Source organism: Streptomyces sp. I05A-00742 (assembly GCF_013055795.1).
Lineage (GTDB): Bacteria > Actinomycetota > Actinomycetes > Streptomycetales > Streptomycetaceae > Streptomyces.
Map to the genome: position 1 here is coordinate 259247 of NZ_JABETO010000005.1, position 23435 is coordinate 282681.

Sequence of the window (23435 nt, forward strand, 5' to 3'; positions counted from 1 at the left end):
GGGGGCGCCTGGGAGCCGGCCACGTACCCGGCGCTCCGCAAGCCATCAGGCGATCATTTACCTGACGCGGTCCATCAGGTGCAGTCGGCCAGACGCCGTCGGCACTCGTCGAGCGCCTGCGTCACGGCCCCGTGCTCATCGCCGTCCGCAGGGCCGAGGAGTTCGCCGGCGGCCACCAGGGCCGCCCAGAAATCCGCCGGCCGGCTGTGAGCGGCACGGGGCCCGACACGCGTGAGCAAGCGGAACGCACTCGCCACCTCGCCCGTGGCGAAGCTGCGCGAGAGGCCGAGGCCAACCCTGCTCGCCACACCACCCATGGCGCGCGTAGCGGCCCACAGGTGTTCCACGATCGCCGTCTCCCGCCCATCGAGCCGCTTCGGGACGTCGAACACGCCGGTCGTCTCCAGGAGTTCGCCGTACAGCTCCTCCTCGCCCGGGCGGAACCCCCCGTGCACCCGCTCCCGCTCATCGCGGAGCCGCCGCGACATCTCCGGCTCCGCTATCCCCAGCGCCAGGCCGACGGCCAGCGCGGCGTCCCCCCACCGCGGCGTCCGCGCGGCGAGCTCGCCGCATACCCCGGCCGGCGCCGCCCCCGCCCGCAGCCGCTCCCTGGCGGCCGCGACCAATGCCTCATGGACGTCGTTCCCGCCGCTCACCGTCCCGCCGCCCATCTCTGCCCCCGGCCGGGAGCCGCACCCTGGCGGCAAACGCCGGACAGGCTTCAGGGTGCCAGCGGCAGCTGACGCTTGTGGTCGGTGAGGCGGTAGCGGTTGACGATCGTCTCGAAGACCCGCTCGTCCACCGGCTTGCCTTCCAGGAAGTCATCGATGTCGTCGTAGGTGACCCCGAGGGCGTCCTCGTCGGCCTTGCCCGGGTCCAGGGTCTCCAGGTCGGCCGTCGGCGTCTTCCACACCAGCTCGGCGGGCGCGCCCAGCGCGTCCGCGACGGCGCGCACCCGGCGCTTGGTCAGTCCGGTCAGCGGCACCAGGTCGGCGGCGCCGTCACCGAACTTGGTGAAGAAGCCGGAGACGGCCTCGGCCGCGTGGTCCGTGCCGACGACCAGGCCACCGTGCGCACCGGCCACCGCGTACTGGGCGATCATGCGCTGCCGGGCTTTGATGTTGCCGTGCACGAAGTCCTGGTGGTGGGCGTCACGGAAGTCCACACCGGCGGCCAGCGCCGCGTCGAGCGCGGCGTCGCTCGCCGGCTTGATGTCCACGGTCAGCACGTGATCGGCCCGGATGAAGGACAGTGCGAGCTGCGCGTCGCGCTCGTCGGCCTGGACCCCGTAGGGCAGCCTCATCGCGTAGAACCGCGCCTCGTGCCCCGCGGCCCGGGCCCGCTCGACCGCGAGCTGGCACAGCCGGCCGGCGGTCGTGGAGTCGACGCCACCGCTGATGCCGAGCACGAGGGACCGCAGACCGGTCGAGACCAGCCGCTCGGCGAGGAACGCCACCCGGCGCTCGATCTCCCGCTCCGCCTCGAAGATCTCGGCGACCTCAAGTTCCCGCGCGATCTCCTGCTGCAGGGCCATGGACGCCGGCTCGCTCACGTCTGTTCCTCGTTCCCGTTCACCGTGTGCTATCGCGCTCAGCCTACCTGCCGCTCTCTCGCGACTTTCGCCGCAGTGAGCGGCCTCCGGCCCCCGGCGCGGGCGGCACGGCCCACCGGTTGTCGTACCCCCTCGCTACGGTCGTACATGCGTCTCCCTGAGCCGACTCGTCCATGGTCCGGCGGGGGCGGGCCGCTGGGATCAGCCGTGGAGTTCGTAGAGGTGGAAGGCCAAGTTGGCGCCGTGGGGCAGGGTCGGCGGCGGAGTGATGCTCCGGAGGCGATGGCTCTTCGCGAAGGCCAGGCGGAGGGAGTCGTGGGCGATCCGGTCGCTCGCCTTGATGGCGATCAGGCAGGGCAGGCCGTCGCGGGAGCGGCGGATGTCGTCGAGGATGTCCGGGACCGGCGGTGAGGTGCGGGTCAGGTCCAGTCCGGCGGGGGTGGAGGCGGGCCAGGGAGGGTCGATGAAGTAGGTGTCGCGCATGCTGCGGGCGGGGAGCCTGCCGAGCAGGTCCCGGTAGTCGCCGAGGTGCAGACGGACGTCGGCGCCGACGCGGCCGAGGTTGTGGGACGTGGCGGCGTGGACGGCGGGGTCGAGTTCGGCCGCGTCCACGGTGATGCCGAGGCGGACGCCGAGGTGATGGCTGAAGTTCCCCGAACCGCAGAACAGGTCCACAAGCAGCGGATCTTCGCCTCCGGGCGGGGAGAAGGCATGCAATGCGGCGAGGACGTCGGCGACTTCGGCGGCGTGGGCGTCGGCACAGCATTCGACCGCTGTACGTCCCAGCAGCCGGATGCCCTCCGACTGCATCTCCGTCGCGGGAATCCCGTACAGGGAGAGCCCTTCGGGGCGGCCGTGGACGAGCCGTCCGGCCTCGCACAGTTGCTCGCCGGTCAGGACGGTGGTGCGCAGATCGCCCAGGAGCCGGTCGCGGAGTGCGAAGTAGGGGGCATGGCCGTTGGAGACAGAACTGGTCATGCGGGGCTCGCTCCCGGGAAGAGAAGGGGATCACCACGGATTGACAACTGTGTGTGGTGGATCTGACCCTCAGTGTAGTGACGGCGCCTCGGTGTGGGTGCCCGCCTTGCCCGGAAGAGGAGCCGCACGATGACCATGGACCAGCCTGCCCCGCAGCCCGCCCCGCAGCCCGCCTTCCCCGCCCGGCCTCCCGGCACGGCGGAGGCCGCTCGCCTCTTCGACGCACTCGGCAAGACGTACGAGGACACCTACTCCGGAAATCCCGCGCAGCTGGCGGCGATCGACTGGCTGCTGGCCCGTCTGCCGGAACGGGCACGGGTGATGGACATCGGGTCCGGCACCGGCAGACCGACCGCCGCCCTGATCACGGCGGCCGGGCACGACGTGACCGGCTACGACGTGTCGAAGACGATGACCGAGCTGGCCCGCGCACAGGTCCCGCGCGCCCGGTTCGAGCAGGCCGACGTGCGGACCCTGCCGGAGACCCCCGGGCAGTGGGACGCCATCACCGCGTTCTTCCCCCTCCTCCAGATGCCCCGCGCCGACCTGGACGCCACCCTCGCCAGGATCGCCCGCTGGCTGGCCCCGGGCGGACTCCTCGCCTTCGCCACCGTGCCCTCCGACATCGAGGACCAGGAGATCCGGTGGATGGGCCGGACCCTCCGCTGCACCAGCTACCCGGCCGAGACCTACGGGCGGCTCCTGCGCGAGGCCGGCCTGGACGTCGTCCACGAACACCTCGACACCTTCCACCCCGACTTCCCCGGCGCGCCCCCCGAGGAGCACCTCTTCATCCACGCGCGCAAGCCCGGCGGCCCGGCCGTCACCCCGCACGCCCTGGCCGGTCCGTACCCGCTGCCCGCCGTCTACCGGGGGCCGCACGAGCTCAGCGAGCAGGGCTGGCTGAACATGGAGGCCCGCTTCGAGCGCCACGACATCGCCCTCGTCGTGGACGCGCTCGCCCGCAACACCCGTGTCCTGGACGTCGGCGGCGGCACCGGCGCGGTCGTCCGCGAGATCGCCGCCCGCCTCGGGTCCGTGACCACCGTCGAGCCGCACGCGGCACGCGAGGAAAGCATGCGGCACCTGGCCGTGGACGGCGTGACCGTGCTGCCCGGACGCGCCGAGCGGCTTCCGCTGCGGGACGCGCGGTTCGACGCCGCCGTGGCCACCTGGGTGCTGCACTACACCGACGACCCCGAGGCCGCCGTCGCCGAGATGGCCCGCACCGTCGACCGCGCCCACCCCGAAGCGAGGATCGTTCTCGTCCAGGGCGCCCCCGACAACGAACTCGTCGACCTGTGGAACCGCACCTGCGCCCCGCTCGTCGGCGAACCCCGCGATCACCAGGGCCACCTGCTCACCCTCGCCGCCCGAACCCTCGCCGGGCACGGCTTCGACGACATCTCCTTCACCCGCGCCCGCGTCGACGTGGTCTTCCCCGAGGTCGGCGCCGAAGCCAAGGCCCAGGCGGCGGCCGAAGTCCTGGCAGGCTTCTGGAACACCGGTCACCCCCGGCTCGACCGGCTCCACGAGGCCCTGCTGCCCACCCTGCGCGACCACTTCGCCACCGGCACCGACCGCTTCAACGACGACGCCGTCATGCTCGTCGCCCGCCCTTCAGCATCCGCCACCGCAGGTCGCCGATAGCGTGGATCCGAAACCCGAGTGACGAGGAGGCCGCGTGCGATTCGCGCTGGACGCCCTGTTCGCCGATGTGCCCGCGGAGCAGGTCGATGAAGCCCGCGACTTCTACAGGTCGAGGATGCCGGGCCGTGGACCCGGCACCCTGGAGGAGCTCAAGGAGGCACGAGCGAAGAGGCCCACTCCTCCCGCCGCCGATCCGCCTGCCATCGAAGAGACGATCGAAGCCCCGGAAGCGCCTGTCCCCGTACGGATCTTCACCCCTGCCGACGGTCCGCCGCGGGGCGTCTACCTGGACATCCACGGCGGCGGCTTCTACATGGACTCCGCGGCCCGAGGCGACATACGCAACCGCGAGCTCGCGGACGCCCTGCACCTCGCCGTCGTCAGCGTCGACTACCGCCTGGCACCCGAACACCCCTGGCCCGCAGCACCCGACGACTGCGAAGCAGCGGCACTCTGGCTCGTCGAGGAATCCGCTGCCCGCTTCGGTACGTCCCGCCTCGCGATCGGCGGAAGCTCCGCCGGAGCCACCCTCGCCCTGGCGACCCTGCTCCGCCTGAGAGACCGAGGCACCGTCGGCCAATTCACCGGCGCTGCCCTCCAATTCGGCACCTACGACCTGAGCGCCCAGACCCCGGCCGGCCGCCGCATCGCCGACGAATACTTCCTCCAGGCGTACGCTGGCCATGTGGAAGACCGCACCGTTCCCGACATCTCCCCCCTCTACGGCGCCCTCGGCGGGCTTCCCCCCACGCTGCTGATCGTCGGAAGTGAAGACGTGGTGCTGGAGGACAGCCTGGCACTGGCAGGCCGCCTGTCAGCAGCCGGCAACGACGTCGACATCCGCGTCTACCCCGAATCACCCCACGGCTTCACGGGCCACCCCACGGCAATGGCCCGGACAGCGCTCGGCGACATCAACTCCTGGCTGCGGGAGCGGATTGCGCAGCCGTAGGAGGTCTGTCGCGAACTTGACCCTGGAGCCCGAACGCCGCGTCAAGCACAGCATGTTGTGCGGATGAGCGCCCCGCCGCAATGTCAGTGGCGTCTGGGAGGCTGCCTCGCAGGGCGGCATGCGCCGCTCGGCCGACGTGGAGGGGCAGCATGGCAGAGCAAGTGGGCAGCGCGGGCAGGCGGAACCACGATGAACCCGACGACGCGGAACCGGTCGCCCACCTCACGTACGAGGATATTCCGGACGACGACACGACCCCCCTGTGGGAAGCACTGATGGACAACCGGCCCGAGCTCGTCAAAAGTCTCGTCGCCGCCGGAGCAGACCCCTGGCTCCCCGTGCTCTGCGGATGGTCGCCGGGACGGCTCAGCCTCGCCGGGCCCACACCGGGACTGTTCGCGGTCCCGGAGGGCGAACGAGGACTGAACGCCGCAGAGCATGCGGCAGTACTCGAGGCCAAACGCCTCCGCGCCGTCCTGGGCGACCCCGACCGCACTTGCCTGGGCCTGGCATGCGTGCGCGGCATCGACGCCGCGGAGGCGATACGCCGCCTGGAGGCCACTCCCATGCACGGCAGCAGACTGCAAGCCCTGCCGGAGGATCTCTGGGCCGGACACAGCACCGAGGACCAGGCGTGGATGGTCGGCGTGACCACCGTGCCCGGCGGTTGCATCGTCACCCAGCCGTGGGGCGTCGCACCGCAAGCACCCGGGGTGCAAGAGCGGCTGTCCGCAGGCACCGTCTGCTACGGCCTGTTCGTCAACCCGAAGAGCGGTGAGCAGGGAACCATCACCCGTGACGGTGACCTCGTGGCATGGGGCCTCTACCCCGGCGGCGGCCCCACCCCCCACGACACACGGACACCCGACGACGTCCTGCTCGCCTACCTCCACCGGGGCAACGCCGTGGCCCACGCCTGCGCCTGGGCAGGGCTGCGCCCGACCGACGCACGCGCCGTCGACGGTCCCCCCGAGGTCTGGGTGGAACTCCCCAGGCGCGACTACTGGGAGCACTGAAGGAGCAATTCATCCGACGGTTCGTGGGTCAGGCCCGCAGGTAGGTGAGGACGGCCAGGACCCTGCGGTGGGTCCTGTCCGTCGGAGGCAGGTCCAGCTTGGTGAGGATGTTGCCGATGTGCTTTCCGATCGCCGCTTCGGAAACCACCAGCTCCTTGGCGATGGCGGAGTTGGACTTGCCTTCGGCGATCAGTGCCAGCACCTCGCGTTCGCGCGGGGTGAGCTGTTCCAGCGGATCGCGGCGGCGGCGCAGCAACTGCCGCACCACCTCGGGATCGACCACCGTCCCGCCGTCCGCCACCTTGTGCAGCGCTTCCACGAACTCCTCGACTTGGCCGACCCGGTCCTTGAGCAGATAGCCGACGCCTGTTCCGTCGCCGGAGTCCAGGAGTTCGGCGGCGTACATCCGTTGCACGTACTGGCTGAGGACCAGGACCGGGAGTGTGGGGCGCTTCTCGCGCAGCCGCACTGCCGCGTGCAGGCCCTCGTCCTGGAAGGCAGGCGGCATGCGCACGTCCGTCACCACGATGTCGGGGGCATGCTCCTCGACTGCGGCGACCAGTGCCCGCGCGTCCCCGACGGCCGACACCACCTTGTGGCCGCAGCGACTGAGCAGGCCGATGAGCCCTTCCCGCAGCAGCACGCTGTCTTCGGCCAGCACTACGCGAAGCGATCGGCCCCCTTGGTCAACTCGCAAGGAATCTCCACACGCAACAGAGTCGGTCCACCCGGCGGACTGGTCAGGGCAAGTCTGCCATCCAGGACCGATACCCGGTCCGCGAGACCGGTGAGGCCGCTGCCCACCGAGGGGTCCGCGCCGCCGCAGCCGTCGTCGCGCACCTCGAGGAAGAGACGTCCGCCGCGATGACCACCGCTCACCTGCGCGCTGTCGGCCCCGCTGTGCCTGGCGACGTTGGCCAGTGCCTCGCAGACCACGAAGTACGCCGCGGCCTCGACCGCCTGGGCCGGCCGGCCAGGCAGTTCGAGCTCGACGTCGACGGGGACCACGCAGCGGTCGGCGGCGTCGCTGACCGCGGCTTGAAGGCCGTAGTCCGTGAGGACCTTGGGGTGGATGCCGTAGATGAGCTCGCGCAGCTCCGCGAGCGCCTTGCCCGCCTCCTCGTGGGCCTTGGTGAGCTGGTCGGCGAGCGGGCCGGGCGGGGCGTCGAGGCGGGCCAGCCCGAGGGCCATCGTCATGGCCACGAGGCGCTGTTGGGCGCCGTCGTGCAGATCGCGCTCGATACGGCGCCGCTCGGCCTCGAAGGCATCGACCAGCCGGACGCGGGAGCGGGCCAGTTCGACCACCTTGGCGCCGAGCTCGCCCTCACGGGAGGCGATCAGCAGCCGGGCCAGCTCGGCACGAGCGCCCGCCGTGACACCGAGCACGTAGGCGCACAGGCCCATCAGGAACAGGCCCAGTACGGCGACGCCGAAAGCGGTCGGCCATGTGGTGACCGTCCACTGTTTGAGCACCTTCACCTCCTGGCCGTCGCCGACCGTGGCCATCAGCAGCGGGGTGGCGACCACGGACAGGGGGAAGAGCAGGGCGACCGTGATGACCAGGGCGTCGACCGGCCACAGCAGTCCGGCGAACAGCAGCGCGTACCCGAGCTCCCGCCAGGTCGTCTGTTCGCGCAGCCGGGTGGTCAGCCAGGCCCCCAGTCCCGGCGCGGCCGGCACCTGGTGCCGGCCGGACACCGGGTCGCGGTCGATCAGGCGCATCCTGCGCCGCTCCACCCAGGCCACCGGGATCCCGCCGAGGGCGACCACGACGAGCAGGGGCAGCCCCACCAGGACGATGGCGAGCGCACCGCAGACCACTGCCACCGTCACGACCCCCACCAAGGTGGCTGCGCCGGTCACCGCACCGGTGAGCAGATACGCGGCGGAGCGCCAGGGCCAGGCCGACAGCAGGAAGCCCGGCCGGGACATGGCCTGCCACACATTTCGAGGGTGCATGTGCATGACCGTAAGTGGCCCCACCGTGCCGGTGCCATCGGTCCAGGGTGCGGATCGGGGGTAGGCCTGGCACTACCCCAAGTCTCGTTCGGGCCGTACTGCGCCGCGAGGGGCTTCCGCGGTTTCGTGGAGGCACCAACGAGCCAAGGAAAAGGTACTGGTGGGGGAACACATGAACAACGACGCGATCCGATTGCACTCCGTGACCCGGCGGTACGGCTCGCGCGGCACGTCCGTCACCGCCTTCGACCAGGTGTCGCTCGCCTTCCCCAGAGGGACCTTCACCGCCGTGATGGGCCCCTCCGGGTCCGGCAAGTCGACCCTGCTGCAGTGCGCCGCGGGCCTGGACCGGCCCACGTCGGGCTCGGTCACCGTGGGCGACACGGAGCTGACCGGGCTGAGCGAGACCGAGCTGACCCTGCTGCGCCGCGAGCGCATCGGCTTTGTGTTCCAGGCGTTCAACCTGCTGCCCTCGCTGACCGCCGAGCAGAATGTGGCCCTGCCGCTGCGGCTGGCCGGCCGCCGCCCGAAGAAGGCCCAGGTCCGCGAGGTGCTCCAACAGGTCGGACTCGGCGACCGGGCGCGGCACCGGCCGACGGAGATGTCCGGCGGCCAGCAGCAGCGGGTCGCTCTGGCCCGCGCCCTGATCACCCGCCCCGAAGTGCTGTTCGGCGATGAGCCGACCGGCGCGCTCGACTCGCAGACCGGCCGCGAGGTGCTGACCCTGCTGCGCGGCATGGTCGACCGGGACGGCCAGACGATCATCATGGTCACCCACGACCCCGTCGCCGCCTCCTACGCCGACCGCGTCGTCTTCCTGGTCGACGGCCGTGTCAACGGCGAGCTGACCGGCACCTCCGCCGCGGTCATCGCGGCGCACATGACCAAGCTCGAGGCGGCGCCGTGCTGAGCACCACGCTGCATACCCTGCGCACCCGCTGGGTCACCTTCGTCGGCAGTTTCATCGCCCTCTCCCTGGGGGTGGCGCTGATCGCCGTCATGGGGCTGGCCCTGGCGTCCTCGCTGGACGCACCTGACCGCGGGCCGGAGCGGTTCGCCGCCGCGCCGGTCGTCGTCAAGGGCCAGGACACCCTTGAGGTGCCCACTTCGACCGGCGACCGCACCCAGAGGCTCGCGCAGCCGCGTGCCGTACCCGAGGCAGCGGTCGCGAAGCTGCGCGGCCTCGGGACCGTCGTCGAGGACCGGTCGTTCGCCGTACGGGCCGAGGGCGGGCCCGCCGGTCTGGTGGGCCATCCCTGGTCCACCGCGGCCTTCGCGCCGTACGAGCTCAACGCGGGACGCGCGCCCGAGGCCGCTGACGAGGTCGTCGTCAGCGGTGACTGGGCCCGTCCGGGCACCCGGGTTCGGACCGACGGCGGCACCGTGCGCGTCGTCGGCACCGTGGCCGGGCTCGGCTTCGAGAACGCCGTCTTCCACACCGACGCCCGCGCCGCCGTCCTGTCGCCGCGCAGTCTCCAGATCGTGGTCGACGCCGATGCCGCAGCCGTCCGCGAGGCGCTGCGTGGCTACGAGGGCGTCCAGGTCCTCACCGGGGACGCGCGCCGGTACGCCGACGCCGATCCCGACCGGGACAGCAGGGCCCTCACCGCGATGAACGCCATGTTCGGCACGGCCGGCGGCGTCACCGGGTTCGTGTCGGTGTTCGTGGTGGCCTCGACCTTCGCGTTCGCGGTGGCCCAGCGGCGCCGTGAGTTCGGGCTGCTGCGCACCGCCGGGGCGACCCCGGGGCAGATCCGCCGCATGGTCGTCCATGAGGCGCTCGTGGTGGGTGTGCTCGCCTCGGCCGCCGGCTGTGTGCTCGGTTTCTACGGGGCTCCGCAGCTCGCCGAGTGGGCAGTCGACGAGAGCCTCGCGCCCCGCTGGTTCACCATCGGCGACCACACCTGGCCGTACCACATGGCTTTCTGGACGGGCCTGTTGGTGGCCCTGTCCGGAGTGGTGGCCGCCTCCTGGCGGGCGGGGCGCACCGGTCCCACCGAGGTGCTGCGCGAGGCGTCCGTGGACACCCGGGTGTTGACATGGGGCCGTTGGCTGTTCGGCACGGCCCTGCTGATCACCGCCGCCGTGACGCCGGCCCTGGCCCTGGTGACGAACCCGAGCGAGCTGCTGCAGCGCAAGACCTATATGAGCCGGCCGATGCTGCTGATCACCGCGGTCGCGCTGCTCTCGCCGGTGCTGGTGCGGCCACTGGCCCGGCTGATCACCTGGCTGCCGGCCCGGCTGCCCGGGGCAGGCGGGATGCTGGTGCGGGAGAACGCCGCCACCGGGGTCCGCCGCACCGCCGCCGTCGCGGCGCCCGTTCTGGTCACGGTCGCGCTGGCGGGCTCGCTGCTCGGCGCCACCGCCACCCTCGACGAGGCGAAGTCCACCGAGGTGCGCGACCGGACGGCCGCCGACTTCGTGGTCACCCCTGCGGGCGACGCCGGCTTCGGCGACGCGACGCTGAAGCGGCTTCGGGCCGTGCCCGGCGCCGAGCTCTCGGCGAGCTCGTCGAGCGCCGTGTACGTCCGGGAGGACGGCGGAGCGCTCATCAGGTCCGATGCCAGGGCCGTCGAGCCGGAACCGCTCGCGGCAACGGCCCGTCTCCCGCTCGCCGCGGGGAAGGTGGGCGATCTGGACGACGGCTCGATCATCGTCAACGAGGAGTGGGAGAAGCACACGGTGGGCGAGCGGGTGGACGTGTGGCTAGGCGACGGCACGAGCAAGTCCCTGAAGATCGCCGCGGTCATGCCCACCGGCACCGGCAACAACGGCGTCTACGTCACCCCCGGCAACGCCCCCGCGGCGCCCGTCGACCGGGTCGACGTACGCCTCGCCGACGGTGCCGACGCGGCCACCGTGGCCGCCCGTCTGCGTCAGGCGGTGCGCGCGTCGGGCGGGGCCGTCCTCACCAAGGACGCCTGGGTGCGCGCGACGCACCCCAAGACCAACCGGACGACCCGGATGGGCTTCCTCATGGTCCTCGGAATCGCCCTCCTCTACACCGGCATCTCGCTGGCCAACACGATGGTCATGGCGACCTCCGACCGGGTCCGCGAGCTGGCTGTGCTGCGGCTGGCCGGCGCCACCAAGTGGCAGGTGTTGCGACTGGTGGGTGCCGAGGCGCTGATGGTGGTCATGGTCGGCGGGCTGCTGGGAGCGCTGGTCGCCGGTCTCAACCTGGTGGGCATGTGGGGCGCGCTGGGTCTGCTCTCCGTACAGGCGTCCATCGAGATCCCTTGGGCGACGCTCACTGCGGTCGTGGGCGCCTGCGCGGTGCTCGCCGTGATCTCGGCGGTCGCTCCGGCCGGCCTCTCCCTGCGCCGCAGGGCGGTGGAGCTGGCGCGCACACCGGAGTGACCCTTCCGCCCCGGGCGCGCCGGCCTGCCCGGACGCAGGCCGGCGCCCGGGCGCAGACCTCGTGGCTCACAGGCCGAGGGGCTCTCGACGCCGGCTGTGGGTGTGCTCTTGACCTGAGGCGCGGGAAACGACATCTGTCTCCTCGTGCGGCACGGCACGTCTCCACACTTCCTCGAACGCGGAGGCGCACAGTTCCACCACGGCGGGGTCGCGGCTGAATCGGGGTTCCGCGGCGACTCCGTCCCCCGTGAAGAGGTTGAACCGGACGGCCTGATCGTCGATCGACCAGAAGTCGTTGCCTGGAAGCGCAATGTCCGAGGCCGCCGATCTCGGCAGCCGGCGCACCTGTTCGCCGGCGCCCAGGTTCACGGGCGTACCCGCGTACTCGTACCGGATGTATTCGCTGACCGGCTCGGACACGATGCGCGCCCGGCGCATCACCACTCCACGCCCGACCGTACCCCTGACGAGCGTCACCCAGTCCCGTCAGTGCGGTGCCTCGGGATCGCCGGCGCGTGCGCCCCGCTTCCAGGCGTCGCAGTGCTCGCGTTCCTCGTCCACGGCGTAGACATCACGCATCTCCAAGTGGACGGCGGAACGGCGGGCCGAGTCGAGCAACTTCTCGAAGATCAGGGCGCCTTGGGACATCGCATGCCTATTTCCAGCACAGCGGACATCTGCACACGACCCATGAACCCCGCAGTCCGCCCAGTTCTTGAATCGGCACCTGTTTCGTCCGGGCCTTGTCGGGGGTGACGCCCGGCTCGCGCTTGTAGACGGTGACCATGCGCGTGCCGTCGCTGGTGATGACACTCTTCACGGCCGCTCCCCCCAGGGGAATGGGGTGCCGCTGAGCACACCGTCGATGTGGTACCTGAACGGCTCTGCTTCGGACGGTCGCAGGCGCAGGGCCGTGTCGGCCACGTGTTCGCCGTCCCTGCACAGCCACAACGGGATGCAGACGTTGCCGTCGGCGTCCAGGTAGGGACGACGGAAGGGGGTCAGTTCCACGCGCCAGTCCGGGCGGCTGCGGTTTCGCGCATTCGGCTCCATGTCCGGGAGGCTAGGAATGCGGCGGGCGACCGGTCCAGCGGGTTGCGGGCGGTTGCACGATCAGCCGAGCAGGTCGATCGCTTGTGTGACGCGAGCCCGAGCAGACGCCCCGTATACCGCGATCGTGGACAGCTCTGCGAACGCGCGGAGGTAGGTACGGATCTCCCCCGGAGCCGTCACATTGATTTCCGCCGTCAGCGTCTCGACCGCAACTCGGCGCTCGTCGAAGGCATAGAACGCTTCCAACGGCCACACCGGGCGCCGGGCCTCGAACGGAATCACGCCCAGGGAGACGTTCGGCTGAGCCATCACCGCAAGGAGGTGGCCCAGTTGGCCGGCCATGGCGTCGTCGTCACAGACGCGGTAGCGGAGGACCGCTTCCTCGACCAACAAGGCGAAGCGGTGATCGCCTTCGCGGATTACGCGGGAGCGGTCGAGCCGCGCCTGGACAGCCTGGTCCACGTCGTCGGGCGTGCCCCGGAAATCCGTGATGGAGCGGAGCAGGCCCCGGGCGTATTCAGCGGTTTGCAGCATCCCGGGGACGACATTGGAAGCGTAGACCCGGAAGCTCCGTGTGCTCTGGTAGAGCGGAACCGCCTTTTCTTGGATCCGCCGCATTCCGTCACGGTTGATGTGCCTCCACTGCACGTACATCGACTCGGCGGTGCGGGAAGCGGCGATGATATCCGCGGCCTGCTCCGGGACCCCGCAGGCCTCGCACCAGGCCCGGATGTCAGCATCGGACGGAAGTGTCTTCCCGCGCGCTATACGGGATGACTTCGACTTGTGCCAGCCACAGCGTGCGGCCAACTCCAGTCCGTTGAGCCCCGCGTCCCGTCGGATCTCGTCCAGACGGGCAGCCACAGATGCCCGGGCCGCCTGGGCGCTGGAAAGTGGTGAGCTTGACACGTGCCAGGTTCGCTTTGGTCACACGGTGTACTTCTCGTGCGGGATGGCCCGTTCCCAGACGGCTTCGAACGCGGCCGCGCAGAGGGTTACCACCTCCGAGGCTTCGGTCTGATCCGTATGCACCCACCGTCCGTCACCATCGAAGATGTTGAACTGGACGATGCGGTTGTCGAACAGCCAGAAGTCGCTTCCTGGAAGTGCGATGTCGGAGGCGCTGCGCCGGGGTAGCCAGCGGACATCCTCTCCTGCCGCGATGTTCGTGAAGGTGCCGGAATGCTCGTAGCGGATGTACTCACTGGCCGGCTCGGAGACGATGCGGGCGCGGCGCACGACAACACCTTTGCCGGTTACTTCCTGGACCAGGTCGTGCCAAGGCCGCCACCAGGTGTCGCGATCCGCTGGATCTAGGCGGTGGCCTCTTTTCCAGGCCGCGATACGCTCAGTCTCGTTCTCCACCGCATAGACATCGCGCATCTCCAGGTGCACGGCCGACCGCTCGGCGGAGTGGAGCAGATCCGCGAAGTTACTCAAGCTCTGCGACATCAAGCGCCTTTCGGAGAAGGGGAATCATGTGCCTCGGCACTCGCACCACTGTCTCGTGGCGGGGCATGGCTACATCCTCTGTACACGCTCGCTTCGTGGCCGTGTCCACCCTAGCGCCCTGAAACAAGAGGTCCTTGGTTTCGCTGTCCACCCAGACAGCGGGCGACCCATGTTCGTCTGACTCGGGGTCCTTGCCGACGAACCAAAGCTTCATGACTGCCTCCAACGCTCGCCAGGTGCAACCGGTTGCATGAGCATTTCCTCTGCTGGTCAAGGCGTCAATGGCGCACTGCGCGCCAGGGGGCTCACGGCAACAGGATTACGCCCCAGCGCGCTCCATGCGCTACCAACCCGGCCTGACTCAGGCTCAGTTGCGTGTAATCTCGCCCCCATCGAGCTCCGGAAACGGAGCAGCCCCCGCATGTCTGGCAGGACATCGCGAGGGCCTACACCGCCGAGGTCTGAAACGGAGACCCACGGGATGATGCGCCATGTTAGCGCGCCCCAGCGCCGATTCACCCAAGTGTCGAACGACATCATTCGCCACCCGAACCTTTCTTCGGACGCCGTGCGCCTCCTCATCTGGCTGCTGTCGCTCGCCGACACCGCCGGCGTCTCGTTCTCCGAGGCCGCGCGGCGGGCCGGGATCAAGAATGGGGCGTTCCAGCGGGCCAAGGCGCAGCTGAAGGAGGCGGGTTACGCGCACGAGTGGCGGCGGCAGGGGGCTGACGGGCGGTGGGTGACGACGCAGTTGGTGGCCGGGGTGCCGTTGAGTGCGGAGGAGGCGCGGGGGGTGCGGGACGGCGAGGGGCCGGGGGGCGTACCGAGTGCCGGGGAACCGGCGGTCGGTGAGCCGGGGGGTCGGGCGGTCGGTGGTCACCCACAGGGAAAGACGGAGAGCAACACGTCCCCTCCGCCCTCCCCGTCACCTCCCAATCCATCGGGCACTCCGCGGGAGTTCCTGCCGGAGGAGCTCGTCGAGCACGGCGCGCTGATCCTCGCGTCCGTCTCGCACGGGGAGCGGCGCCTGCGGCTGACCGGCAGGGAGGTCAAGGAGCTGGCGCCGCTGGCGGCGGACTGGCTGTTGCGCGGGGTGAGCGGGCGGGAGCTGCGGGAGGAGCTGGTGTCCGGGCTGCCGAAGCCGGTCCAACACGCGGCGGCGCTCGTGCGCAACCGGCTCGTCCGGAAGCTGCCGGAGGCGCCCCCGGCCGGGGCGCGGCGCCCGGAACCCCCGGAACCGAGGGTCGCGGCGCTGCGGGAATGCCAGGGCGGCGACCATCTGCAGCCGTTCCTCTTCCGGCCGGTGGGTGACGAACTCCTGTGCCGCGAGTGCCGGGTGGAGCAGGCGGCGCTCGGAGGGGAGAGCGTCACCGCGCGCGGCGCGGCGGCCGTCCGGGCGGCGCTGCGCGGCACGTAGCCGCCCCCATGGACCGTCCCTACGGCAACAGCCGCTGCTCCTTCGCCACCGCGACCGCGCCCGCCCGCGTCTCGACCCCGAGCTTCGCGTAGATGCGGCCCAGATGGGTCTTCACCGTCGCCTCGCTGATGAAGAGGACCCGGGCGATCTCCCGGTTGCCCAGGCCCCGGGACAGCTGCCCGAGGATGTCGCGCTCGCGCGGGGTGAGCGAGGTGCGCGGTTCGCGCAGCCGGGCCATGACGCGGCCCGCGACGGGCGGGGAGAGGACCGTACGGCCGGCGGCAGCGGCGTGGACGGCGGTGAAGAGCTCGTCCGGGGGTTCGGCCTTGAGGAGGTAGCCGATGGCTCCGGCCTCGATGGCGCGGGTGATGTCGGTGTCGGTGTCGTAGGTGGTGAGGACGAGGACGCGGGGTCCGTCCGGGAGGGCGACGAGCCGGCGGGTGGCCTCGGTACCGTCCATGCCGGGGCCGAGTTGGAGGTCCATGAGGACGACGTCGAGGCCGCCGGGGCCGAGCCGTTCCGCCAGGGCGAGGGCTTCCTCGCCGCTCCCGGCCTCGCCGACGACGTCGATGCCGGGCGCGCTGGTGAGGAGGGCGCGCAGGCCGCCGCGGACGACGGCGTGGTCGTCGCAGAGCAGGATGCGCACGGGGGCGGCGGCGTTCACCGGGGGTCCTCCTCGGGGATTCATCGGGGCCCTCCTCCGGGATTCATCGGGGGGTGCTCCTCCGGGCCCAGGGGAACGGCCACGGAGACGACGGTGCCGTCGCCGGGCGCGGACTCGACGGTCAGGGTGCCGCCGAGGCTCCGGGCCCGGGCCCGCATCGCGGGCAGCCCGTGGCCCCGCTCGTGGGCGGGCCCGGGGGTGCGGGCGGGGTCGAAACCGCGCCCGTCGTCGGCGATGTCCAGGAGCACCTGGTCACCCAGATAGGTGAGGGTGAGGGCGGCCGTCCGCGCCTGGGCGTGTTCGCGGACGTTCGCCAGGGCACCCTGCGCGATGCGCAGCAGCGCCGACCGCACGGGCCGCGGCAGCTCGGTGGGGGTGCCCTCGATGTGGCAGCGGGTGGTGAAGGCGGTCTCGCGCCCGGCGACGGCCCGCAGCGCCTCCGGGAGGCCGCCGCCGGTGGCGAGGTCGACGGGCGCCAGGTCGTGGACGAAGCGGCGGGCCTCGGCGAGGTTGGCCTCGGCGATGCCGGACGCGGTGCGGACGTGGGTGCGGGCCGCCTCGGGGTCGGCGGTCCAGACCCGGTCGGCGGCCTGGAGCAGCATCCGCTGGCTGGAGAGCCCCTGGGCGAGGGTGTCGTGGATCTCCATGGACAGCCGGTGGCGTTCGGCGAGCGTCCCCTCGCGCCGCTCGGTGGCGGCCAGTTCGCGGCGGGTGCGCAACAGGTCGTCGATCAGCGCGTGCTGCCGGGCGGCCTGGCGGCGCAGGTGGAGGAAGACGGCGGTGGCGATCGCGGCGACGGCGGGCGGGGCGAGGACGAGGTTGGGGTCGAAGGCGCCCGCCAGCCGGAGTTGGGCGGCGACCACCCAGGCCGTCAGCAGTCCCACCAGGACCAGCGCGGGCCGGGCGGCCAGCAGGTTCAGCCCCGTGAAGAGGAGCGGCACCGCGCACCACGCGAAGCTCGGCGCGAGAAAGACCAGGACGAGCCAGGTGGCGACGACGCCGCCGAGCCACACCAGGCGCGCCCTGCCCGCCCGGCCGGGGCCGCCCTCGTCGCCGTCGCCGTCGTCCTCGTCCGCCCGTACGGAACCGCCGGCCCGTACGGAACGGCCAGCCCGCACGGGACCGCCGGTGCCGGGACCGGGTCCGAGCATGTACAGCAGGGTCAGCACGAGCGTCAGGGCGATGATCCACGGAGTGCGCGGCTCGCCCGGGTGACGGGTCAGGAAGCGGGCCAGGGAGGCGCCCAGGAGCAGCAGGAACGCCACGTACATGACCGCGTTGACGCGGCGTTCGTCCCTGTCGGCGGCTGTCCGCGGCCCTTGTCGATCGTGCTGCACATGGACCTGTCTACACGGGTGGGGCGGAGTCGCCATCAACCGATCGGATGACGGCGTCGTCGTTCATCATGCCCCGGATCGGCAGCCGGTGCGGCGATCCGTACGGGCCACCGTCGCGCGGAGGATCGGAACGCGGCGAACGGTTCGGTTCGCCGGTCGATCCCCCGAGGAGCCCCCATGTCGATGAACTCGCTCTCCCTGCGCGCCCGTGCCGCGACCGCCGCGGTGATCGGTGCGGGCACCCTCGCCGTCGTCGCCGTGACGTCCGGCGCGTCCGCCGCCCAGCCCCACCGGAACGTGACCCAGTCCTCCCGCCTCACCGTCGAGAGCGCCACGCGCGCAGCGCAGGCCGCCCTGGACGCCGCCGGGAAGGCGGGCCAGAAGGTGTCCGTCGCCGTCGTGGACCGCGACGGCAACACGGTGGTGACGCTGCGCGGCAACGGAGCGGGCCCGCAGAGCTACGAGTCCGCGCAGCGCAAGGCGTTCACGGCGGTCTCGTGGAACGCCCCCACGTCCGACCTCGTCAAGCGACTGGCGCAGACGCCGAACCTCAAGGACATCCCCGGCACCCTCTTCCTGCCGGGCGGTGCGCCGGTGGCGGTCGAGGGCGCTCCGGTCGCCGCCGTCGGGGTGGCGGGGGCACCGAGCGGCGACCTGGACGAGAAGTTCGCCGCGGCGGGTGCCGCCGCCGCGCTCGGTCGCTGAAGGCTCAGTCACTGAAAAAGCGGCCCTGCCGCCATGGGCAGCAGGGCCGCTTCGCGAACCGGTCAGCCGGATCGGAGAAGGCAGCTCAGAGAAGGCCGAGCTCACGCACCGCGGTGCGCTCCTCCTCCAGCTCCTTGACGGAGGCGTCGATGCGGGAGCGCGAGAAGTCGTTGATCTCCAGGCCCTGGACGATCTCGTACTTGCCGTCCTGGCAGGTGACGGGGAAGGACGAGATGAGGCCCTCGGGGACGCCGTAGGAGCCGTCCGAGGGGATGCCCATGGAGGTCCAGTCGCCGGCGGCGGTGCCGTTGACCCACGTGTGGACGTGGTCGATGGCCGCGTTGGCGGCGGAGGCGGCCGAGGAGGCGCCGCGGGCCTCGATGATGGCGGCGCCGCGCTTGGCGACGGTGGGGATGAAGGTGTCGCCCAGCCAGGCCTCGTCGTTGACGACCTCGGCGGCGTTCTTGCCCGCGACCTCGGCGTGGAAGATGTCCGGGTACTGGGTGGCGGAGTGGTTGCCCCAGATCGTCAGCTTCTTGATGTCGGACACGGCGACGCCGGTCTTCTTCGCGAGCTGCGAGATCGCGCGGTTGTGGTCGAGGCGGGTCATCGCCGTGAAGCGCTCGGCCGGCACGTCCGGGGCCGCGGCCTGGGCGATGAGGGCGTTGGTGTTGGCCGGGTTGCCGACGACGAGGACCTTGATGTCGTCCGCGGCGTGGTCGTTGATGGCCTTGCCCTGCGGCTTGAAGATGCCGCCGTTGGCCTCCAGGAGGTCACCGCGCTCCATGCCCTTGGTGCGGGGACGGGCGCCCACGAGCAGGGCGACGTTGGCACCGTCGAAGGCCACGTTCGGGTCGTCGGTGATCTCGATGCCGCGGAGCAGCGGGAAGGCGCAGTCGTCGAGCTCCATGGCGGTGCCCTCGGCGGCCTTGAGACCCTGCGGGATCTCCAGGAGTCGCAGCTTGACCGGCACGTCGGCGCCGAGGAGGTGACCGGAGGCGATGCGGAAGAGCAGCGCGTAGCCGATCTGACCGGCCGCGCCGGTAATGGTGACATTGACGGGAGTGCGGGTCATGGCGATCTCCTGCTGCGAAGCTGGCGGTGGGTGTCCCTGCCCATGTTGTACGGACCTCTCTCGGTATCAAGAGATCCGGCGTCAGGCTATCCGACGGCGCCGACCGGGAACCCACGAACCCATGTGGGACGCCTCACCCGGGTCTACGGCGCCTCCTGTGGCGCTTCCGCAGCCCCTGTGGCCCCTGGCGTCCCCTGTACCCCGGAAGCCCCGGACCTCCCGGACGCCCCCGAGGCCGCCGGCCTCCTCGGCACCGTGCAGCCCTGCCGCCCCGAACTGAGCACCGCGCAGGCCCTGGCCTCACCCGGGGCCGCGGCCGCGACCATGGTGCTGTGGCCGTCCGTGCCGTGCTCTATGCGGCCCCGCCCGGTGCGGGAGGCGGCGCTGACCCGCAGGGTGTCGCCCGGTCCGCCCTGCGTCATACGGGCCCAGGCCGCCTTGCAGGTCGCGCTGTAGCGCACCTCCAGGTACGTGGTGCCGACGGTCGCCGAGCCCGCCGTGGTCGCCCGCTGCCCGCCGCAGCCCATGGTCTCCGGGTCCTTCCCGGTGCAGTCGCTCCCCGCGCACTTGACGCCCGCGGGCCGGGCGGCCGGGGAGCCGGTGTCCGTGACGGCGGCCAGCGGCGCGGGCTTCCGGGCGCCGCCCGTCCCGTCGCCGAGCAGCAGCACGGCCGCGACGACCACGAGCAGGGCGCCGACGGCACCCACCGTGAACAGCAGCGCCGCCCGGCGCCGGGGGCGCGGACGGGCCCCGCCCGCCAGCGGGATCGCCTGCGCGCGGGCGTCCACCCCGGCCGCCCGCGCCGACGGGAGGTGCTCCTGGAATTGCCGGGGCTCGGCAGGCTTGCGAGGCTCGTGGGACTCGGGGGGCTGCGCCGTACGCCCGACGCCACCAACTTCCCCGGCACCCCCCACTTCCCTGGCGTTCCCGGTGCCCCTGGCGTCCCCGGCATCCCCGGCGTCCACTTCGTCCCCGCCGCCAACACCGCCACCGCCGCCACCCGCACCCGACGCCGTGGCCACGGCCTTCCGCCGCGCCCGCCCCCGCTTCCCCTGCGGGGCGGGCGGGGCGTACTCCGCCAGCGCCGCTCGGGCCTCGGCGACCCTGACCCCCTCCATCGTCACGTCGTGCCGCAGCTCGGACCGGCTCCAGGCGCGTTCGGCCAGCTCCCAGATGGTGCAGAGATGCCCCGCGTCCGCGCCCGTCGCCTCCGCGAGCGCCTCCGTGGCGCCGCGCGGCGGCAGCAGCCGGCCGTTGAGGTAGCGCTCCCACGACGTCTTGCTGTACCCGGTGCGGTCCGCGACCGCGCCGATGCCCATACCGCTGCGTTCGACGATCCGCCGCAACTGCTCCGCGAATTCGCGCACTTGCGGGTCGAGTTCGTCCGACAGTGCTCTCCAACGAGGCATGGCCCTCCCCCTGCTCCCCCTGCGTACCGCGGTGCTACCCAGGGGATGCCACGACACTGCATCCCAGTTCCCCCCGGACGGGCGCATAGGGGCGTTCAGGGTTGATCAACGCTCCCGGGCGCACGCCCCCTCGGCCGTCATGCGGCGCCCGCGCCTGCATACAGCAGCGGAGACAGCCACGGAGACAGCCGCGGAGACAGCCGTAAAAACAGCCGTAAAAACAGCCGCTTCCGGTACGAAATAGTGACCTCGTACCGGAATGATCTCCTCCGCGTCACAAGACCCAGCCCCGGCTTGAACCGGAATGCCGCCGTCTGGATGCTCGGTGTGGGCGTTCGGCCGGTCCTCCCACGGGGGTGGAGGACCGGCCGCCCGCCAACAGGGCCGGCCCTCACCCGCACACCTCGGCGACCGGCCCCCACCAGGGCATCCCGGGAGCTCACCCCGCCCCGGACGGCCCGAAGCACTCCTCCGCTCCCTCGGCCGTATGCAGGCAGAGCCGTGACCGGCGCGGATCGTCGGTCGGCGTCATCGCCGTCGTCAGGTACAGCTCCGTGTCGCGGAGGCTGGCGACGGTGACCTTCTTGGTACCGGCGCCCGGCACGGCCAGTTCCATCCGGTCGCCCAGCCGCAGGTCGGTGCCCTTGGCCCAGACGGCTCCGCACTTCTCGCCGTACCGGATCTCGACCCGCTGCCCGCCGGCCGCCCGCCGGGAGGCCAGGGTGACCGCCAGCCCCTGGGCGCCGCACCCCATCTTCAACGCGTCGGCCCCGTCGCACTCCTGACCGCGGCACCCCGGTTCGTAGTACTGGGCGTAGGACGAACTCGCCGCGAGCGGCCCCGGAGCCGCGCCGTCCGACGCGTCCCCGCCGGTCAGCAGCGCCAGGGCCACCAGCACGGCCACCGCGAGGGCGGCCGCGGCCGAGACGACGTACCGGCCGGGCAGCCGCCGGCCCCCTCCGGCAGGAGCGGGAGCCGACACGGAATCAGAGGCAGGCACGGAATCAGAGGCAGGCGTGGAACCAGGAGCGGGCGCGGAATCGGGAGCAGGCGCGGAACCAGGAGCAGGCGCGCCCCGCCCCGTCCACTGCTGTTCCGCCAGCTCCCAGAGGGCCAGCGGCCGCCCGGCCGGTTCGCCGGCCAGGCGGCAGAGCGCCTCGACCGCCTCGCGGGGCGGCAGCTTCTTGCCGTTGAGGTAGCGCTCCCAGGAGGACTTGCTGAACGGGGTGCGTCCACCGAGCGCGGCCAGGCTCAGCCCCGTCCGCTCCTTCAGTTCCCGCAGCACGGCGGCCAGTCGGGCGCACTCCGCCGGCAACGGGCGTTCACTGGTCACCGGCGCAACTCCCCCCAGGTGTCCGGCCCCACGATGCCGTCGACGACCAGGCCCTTCGCCTTCTGGAAGTTCCGGGCGGCCTCTTTGCTCCGCTCGCCGTAGGAGCCGTCGATCAGGCCCGGGTCGAAGCCGTGGTGCCGCAGGAGGCACTGCGCCTCCAGCACTTCCCAGCCGCTGCTCTTGAGGTCCATCAGCACCGTGCGGGTCGGGCTGTAACCGGCCACCAGCGCGCCGTCCCGGCGTTCGACGTGGCAGGGGCGGGAACGTCCCTGCACGAAGACGAAGGGGGACGGAGTGCCCGCGGCCGGCGGGCCGTCGCTCCTCGGCTCGTCGTCCTCCCACGGCCGCGCGGCCAGCAGCCCGGCCGCCAGGGCGACCACCAGCACGGTCACCGCCGCGACGAACAGCCACATGCGCCGCCGCGTCTCGCGCAGCTCCTCCTCGCCCGGTGCCGGAACGGCCGGGGCGGCACCGGCGTCCCGGCCCTCGCGGTCAGCCGCGGCGGCCGCCTCGGTCCATGCCTCCGCCGCGAGTTCGTGCAGCACCAGGAGGCGGGCCGGGTCGGTCCCGCAGACCCGGGCCAGCTCCTCCACGGCCTCCCGCGGCGGCAGCTGCCGGGCGTTGAGGTACCGCTCCCAGGAGGAGCGGCTGTACGAGGTCTTGGCCGCCAGCGCGGCGAGGCTCAGCCCGCTGCGGTCCTTGAATCTGCGGAGCTGTACGACGAACTGGCCCACCCGTTGATCGAGCGAGGCCGGTAATTCCTTCCAACGCGGCATGTTCCACCCCATACGCGTCACACGGTCCCCCGAGGCCACGTGCCTCCTGTGCCGCACATGATGGCGACGCCGGGCGGGGTTTTCCCGCACAACCGTCCGGCACAGATGTTTCCGGCCAGGCGCGGCGCCCCGGACGCGTCCCACCGCGACGTCATCCGGCCTCGCGTCTCCGCAGGTCACAGCGTGGGACGTCCCACATCGACCCAATGTTCGGGGAGCTCTGGGCAGTTGGGGATGTGGCGCATCACAGTCAGTCCTGCAAGCAGGGCGGCGCGGTCCACCCCGCGCCGCCCCACCACAACGGGGAGGAATCCGAACCATGAACGTACGCAAGCGCATCGCCCTCGCCTCGGCGGCCCTCGCCCTGGGCGGCGGACTGGTGGCCGCAGGACCGGCGTCCGGCGCCTTCGCCGACGCGGGACCGGGTGCGGCCGTCGGCGCCACCCGGGACGCCTCCGCTGCGGCCAAGGCGAACTGTCAGTACCCGAACGTCTGCTTCATCAAGAACGGCAGGACGATCGCGTCGTACAAGGACAGGGGGTACCAGAAGCTCGGCTCCAAGGCCCGGTCCGCACGGGAGATCTACAACAGCCGCAAGGACGACGGCGCCAAGGTCTACTTCGTGCACACCAGTGGCAAGAAGGCCACGGCCTGCTTCCGCCCGAAGGCCAGGGCGGGCGTCGGCGCCGGGTGGACGGCCTACGCGATCGACATCCGGAACAGCCCGACCTGCAAGTAGGGCGGGCA

General features: G+C 71.9%; 23 protein-coding genes and 1 pseudogene. 8 read left to right on the forward strand and 16 right to left on the reverse strand.

The genetic code is table 11. The features are described from left to right. Positions 1–74 precede the first annotated feature (74 nt). The 3 genes from HN013_RS07400 to HN013_RS07410 form a co-directional block, all read right to left on the reverse strand. Positions 75–671, reverse strand: coding sequence for a hypothetical protein (locus tag HN013_RS07400; RefSeq protein WP_171164258.1), 597 nt, complete (start codon positions 669–671; stop codon positions 75–77). Positions 672–721: 50 nt separating this feature from the next. After that, positions 722–1552, reverse strand: coding sequence for an ammonia-dependent NAD(+) synthetase (gene nadE / locus HN013_RS07405; protein WP_312018530.1), 831 nt, complete (start codon positions 1550–1552; stop codon positions 722–724). 201 nt (positions 1553–1753) lie between these two features. Continuing rightward, complete coding sequence (locus HN013_RS07410) at positions 1754–2530, reverse strand: hypothetical protein (protein WP_171164259.1); 777 nt, start codon at positions 2528–2530, stop codon at positions 1754–1756. A gap of 129 nt (positions 2531–2659) precedes the next feature. Between HN013_RS07410 and HN013_RS33875 the strand changes: the two genes are divergently transcribed. The 3 genes from HN013_RS33875 to HN013_RS07425 all read left to right on the forward strand — a co-directional run bounded on the left by HN013_RS33875 (position 2660) and on the right by HN013_RS07425 (position 6148). After that, on the forward strand, positions 2660–4180 hold the full coding sequence (locus tag HN013_RS33875; RefSeq protein WP_171164261.1) for a methyltransferase domain-containing protein: 1521 nt from the start codon (positions 2660–2662) through the stop codon (positions 4178–4180). Between the two features lie 34 nt (positions 4181–4214). Next, positions 4215–5132 (forward strand): alpha/beta hydrolase fold domain-containing protein, encoded by a 918-nt coding sequence (locus HN013_RS07420; protein ID WP_171164263.1) that lies wholly within the window; start codon positions 4215–4217, stop codon positions 5130–5132. A 149-nt stretch (positions 5133–5281) separates the two neighbouring features. After that, on the forward strand, positions 5282–6148 hold the full coding sequence (locus HN013_RS07425) for a DUF6461 domain-containing protein (protein ID WP_249374800.1): 867 nt from the start codon (positions 5282–5284) through the stop codon (positions 6146–6148). Positions 6149–6176: 28 nt separating this feature from the next. On the opposite strand, the gene HN013_RS07430 is transcribed toward HN013_RS07425, so the two are convergent. Beyond that, positions 6177–6809, reverse strand: a complete 633-nt coding sequence (locus HN013_RS07430) for a response regulator transcription factor (protein ID WP_171164265.1) — start codon at positions 6807–6809, stop codon at positions 6177–6179. Beyond that, positions 6809–8080 (reverse strand): sensor histidine kinase, encoded by a 1272-nt coding sequence (locus HN013_RS07435; protein WP_171164404.1) that lies wholly within the window; start codon positions 8078–8080, stop codon positions 6809–6811. The genes HN013_RS07430 and HN013_RS07435 overlap by 1 nt, the downstream gene beginning before the upstream one ends. Positions 8081–8279: 199 nt before the next feature. Between HN013_RS07435 and HN013_RS07440 the strand changes: the two genes are divergently transcribed. Continuing rightward, the gene (locus HN013_RS07440; RefSeq protein WP_171164406.1) at positions 8280–9017 is read left to right on the forward strand and encodes an ABC transporter ATP-binding protein; all 738 of its coding nucleotides are present in this window, start codon (positions 8280–8282) and stop codon (positions 9015–9017) included. Beyond that, the gene (locus HN013_RS07445; RefSeq protein ID WP_171164267.1) at positions 9011–11467 is read left to right on the forward strand and encodes an FtsX-like permease family protein; all 2457 of its coding nucleotides are present in this window, start codon (positions 9011–9013) and stop codon (positions 11465–11467) included. Before HN013_RS07440 ends, HN013_RS07445 begins: the two co-directional genes overlap by 7 nt. A 129-nt stretch (positions 11468–11596) precedes the next feature. On the opposite strand, the pseudogene HN013_RS07450 reads toward HN013_RS07445, so the two are convergent. From HN013_RS07450 to HN013_RS07470, 5 genes and pseudogenes are all read right to left on the reverse strand, one after another. Beyond that, positions 11597–12115, reverse strand: a pseudogene (locus HN013_RS07450) (DUF6879 family protein); the annotation flags it as partial. Positions 12116–12122: 7 nt separating this feature from the next. Then, a complete protein-coding gene (locus HN013_RS07455) occupies positions 12123–12287 on the reverse strand; it encodes a hypothetical protein (protein WP_171164269.1) in 165 nt (54 codons plus the stop codon). Further along, positions 12284–12520, reverse strand: coding sequence for a hypothetical protein (locus HN013_RS07460; RefSeq protein WP_171164271.1), 237 nt, complete (start codon positions 12518–12520; stop codon positions 12284–12286). The genes HN013_RS07455 and HN013_RS07460 overlap by 4 nt, the downstream gene beginning before the upstream one ends. 60 nt (positions 12521–12580) lie before the next feature. After that, on the reverse strand, positions 12581–13429 hold the full coding sequence (locus HN013_RS07465) for a helix-turn-helix transcriptional regulator (RefSeq protein WP_171164274.1): 849 nt from the start codon (positions 13427–13429) through the stop codon (positions 12581–12583). Positions 13430–13447: 18 nt separating this feature from the next. Then, a complete protein-coding gene (locus tag HN013_RS07470) occupies positions 13448–13972 on the reverse strand; it encodes a DUF6879 family protein (RefSeq protein ID WP_171164276.1) in 525 nt (174 codons plus the stop codon). A 568-nt stretch (positions 13973–14540) separates the two neighbouring features. Here HN013_RS07470 and HN013_RS07475 point away from each other — a divergent pair. Then, positions 14541–15389, forward strand: a complete 849-nt coding sequence (locus tag HN013_RS07475; protein ID WP_171164279.1) for a hypothetical protein — start codon at positions 14541–14543, stop codon at positions 15387–15389. Positions 15390–15408: 19 nt separating this feature from the next. Here the strand turns inward: HN013_RS07475 and HN013_RS07480 are convergent, their stop codons facing one another. Both HN013_RS07480 and HN013_RS07485 read right to left on the reverse strand, forming a co-directional pair. Then, complete coding sequence (locus HN013_RS07480) at positions 15409–16077, reverse strand: response regulator transcription factor (RefSeq protein WP_171164281.1); 669 nt, start codon at positions 16075–16077, stop codon at positions 15409–15411. Beyond that, complete coding sequence (locus HN013_RS07485) at positions 16074–17324, reverse strand: sensor histidine kinase (protein WP_249374822.1); 1251 nt, start codon at positions 17322–17324, stop codon at positions 16074–16076. The genes HN013_RS07480 and HN013_RS07485 overlap by 4 nt, the downstream gene beginning before the upstream one ends. A 249-nt stretch (positions 17325–17573) precedes the next feature. Here HN013_RS07485 and HN013_RS07490 point away from each other — a divergent pair, with 249 nt between their 5' ends. Continuing rightward, positions 17574–18095, forward strand: a complete 522-nt coding sequence (locus HN013_RS07490) for a heme-binding protein (protein ID WP_171164408.1) — start codon at positions 17574–17576, stop codon at positions 18093–18095. A gap of 85 nt (positions 18096–18180) precedes the next feature. Here the strand turns inward: HN013_RS07490 and HN013_RS07495 are convergent, their stop codons facing one another. The 4 genes from HN013_RS07495 to HN013_RS07510 form a co-directional block, all read right to left on the reverse strand. Beyond that, positions 18181–19170 carry a malate dehydrogenase gene (locus tag HN013_RS07495; RefSeq protein ID WP_171164285.1) on the reverse strand — a complete coding sequence of 330 codons (990 nt, stop codon included), beginning with the start codon at positions 19168–19170 and terminating at the stop codon, positions 18181–18183. A 143-nt stretch (positions 19171–19313) separates the two neighbouring features. After that, on the reverse strand, positions 19314–20579 hold the full coding sequence (locus HN013_RS07500) for an XRE family transcriptional regulator (protein WP_171164286.1): 1266 nt from the start codon (positions 20577–20579) through the stop codon (positions 19314–19316). Positions 20580–21018: 439 nt separating this feature from the next. Continuing rightward, positions 21019–21912, reverse strand: coding sequence for an XRE family transcriptional regulator (locus tag HN013_RS07505; protein ID WP_171164288.1), 894 nt, complete (start codon positions 21910–21912; stop codon positions 21019–21021). Continuing rightward, on the reverse strand, positions 21909–22688 hold the full coding sequence (locus HN013_RS07510) for a helix-turn-helix domain-containing protein (RefSeq protein ID WP_171164290.1): 780 nt from the start codon (positions 22686–22688) through the stop codon (positions 21909–21911). The genes HN013_RS07505 and HN013_RS07510 overlap by 4 nt, the downstream gene beginning before the upstream one ends. 319 nt (positions 22689–23007) lie before the next feature. On the opposite strand from HN013_RS07510, the gene HN013_RS07515 reads away from it, so the two are divergent. Beyond that, a complete protein-coding gene (locus HN013_RS07515) occupies positions 23008–23427 on the forward strand; it encodes a hypothetical protein (protein ID WP_171164292.1) in 420 nt (139 codons plus the stop codon). The last annotated feature ends 8 nt before the right edge of the window (positions 23428–23435 follow it).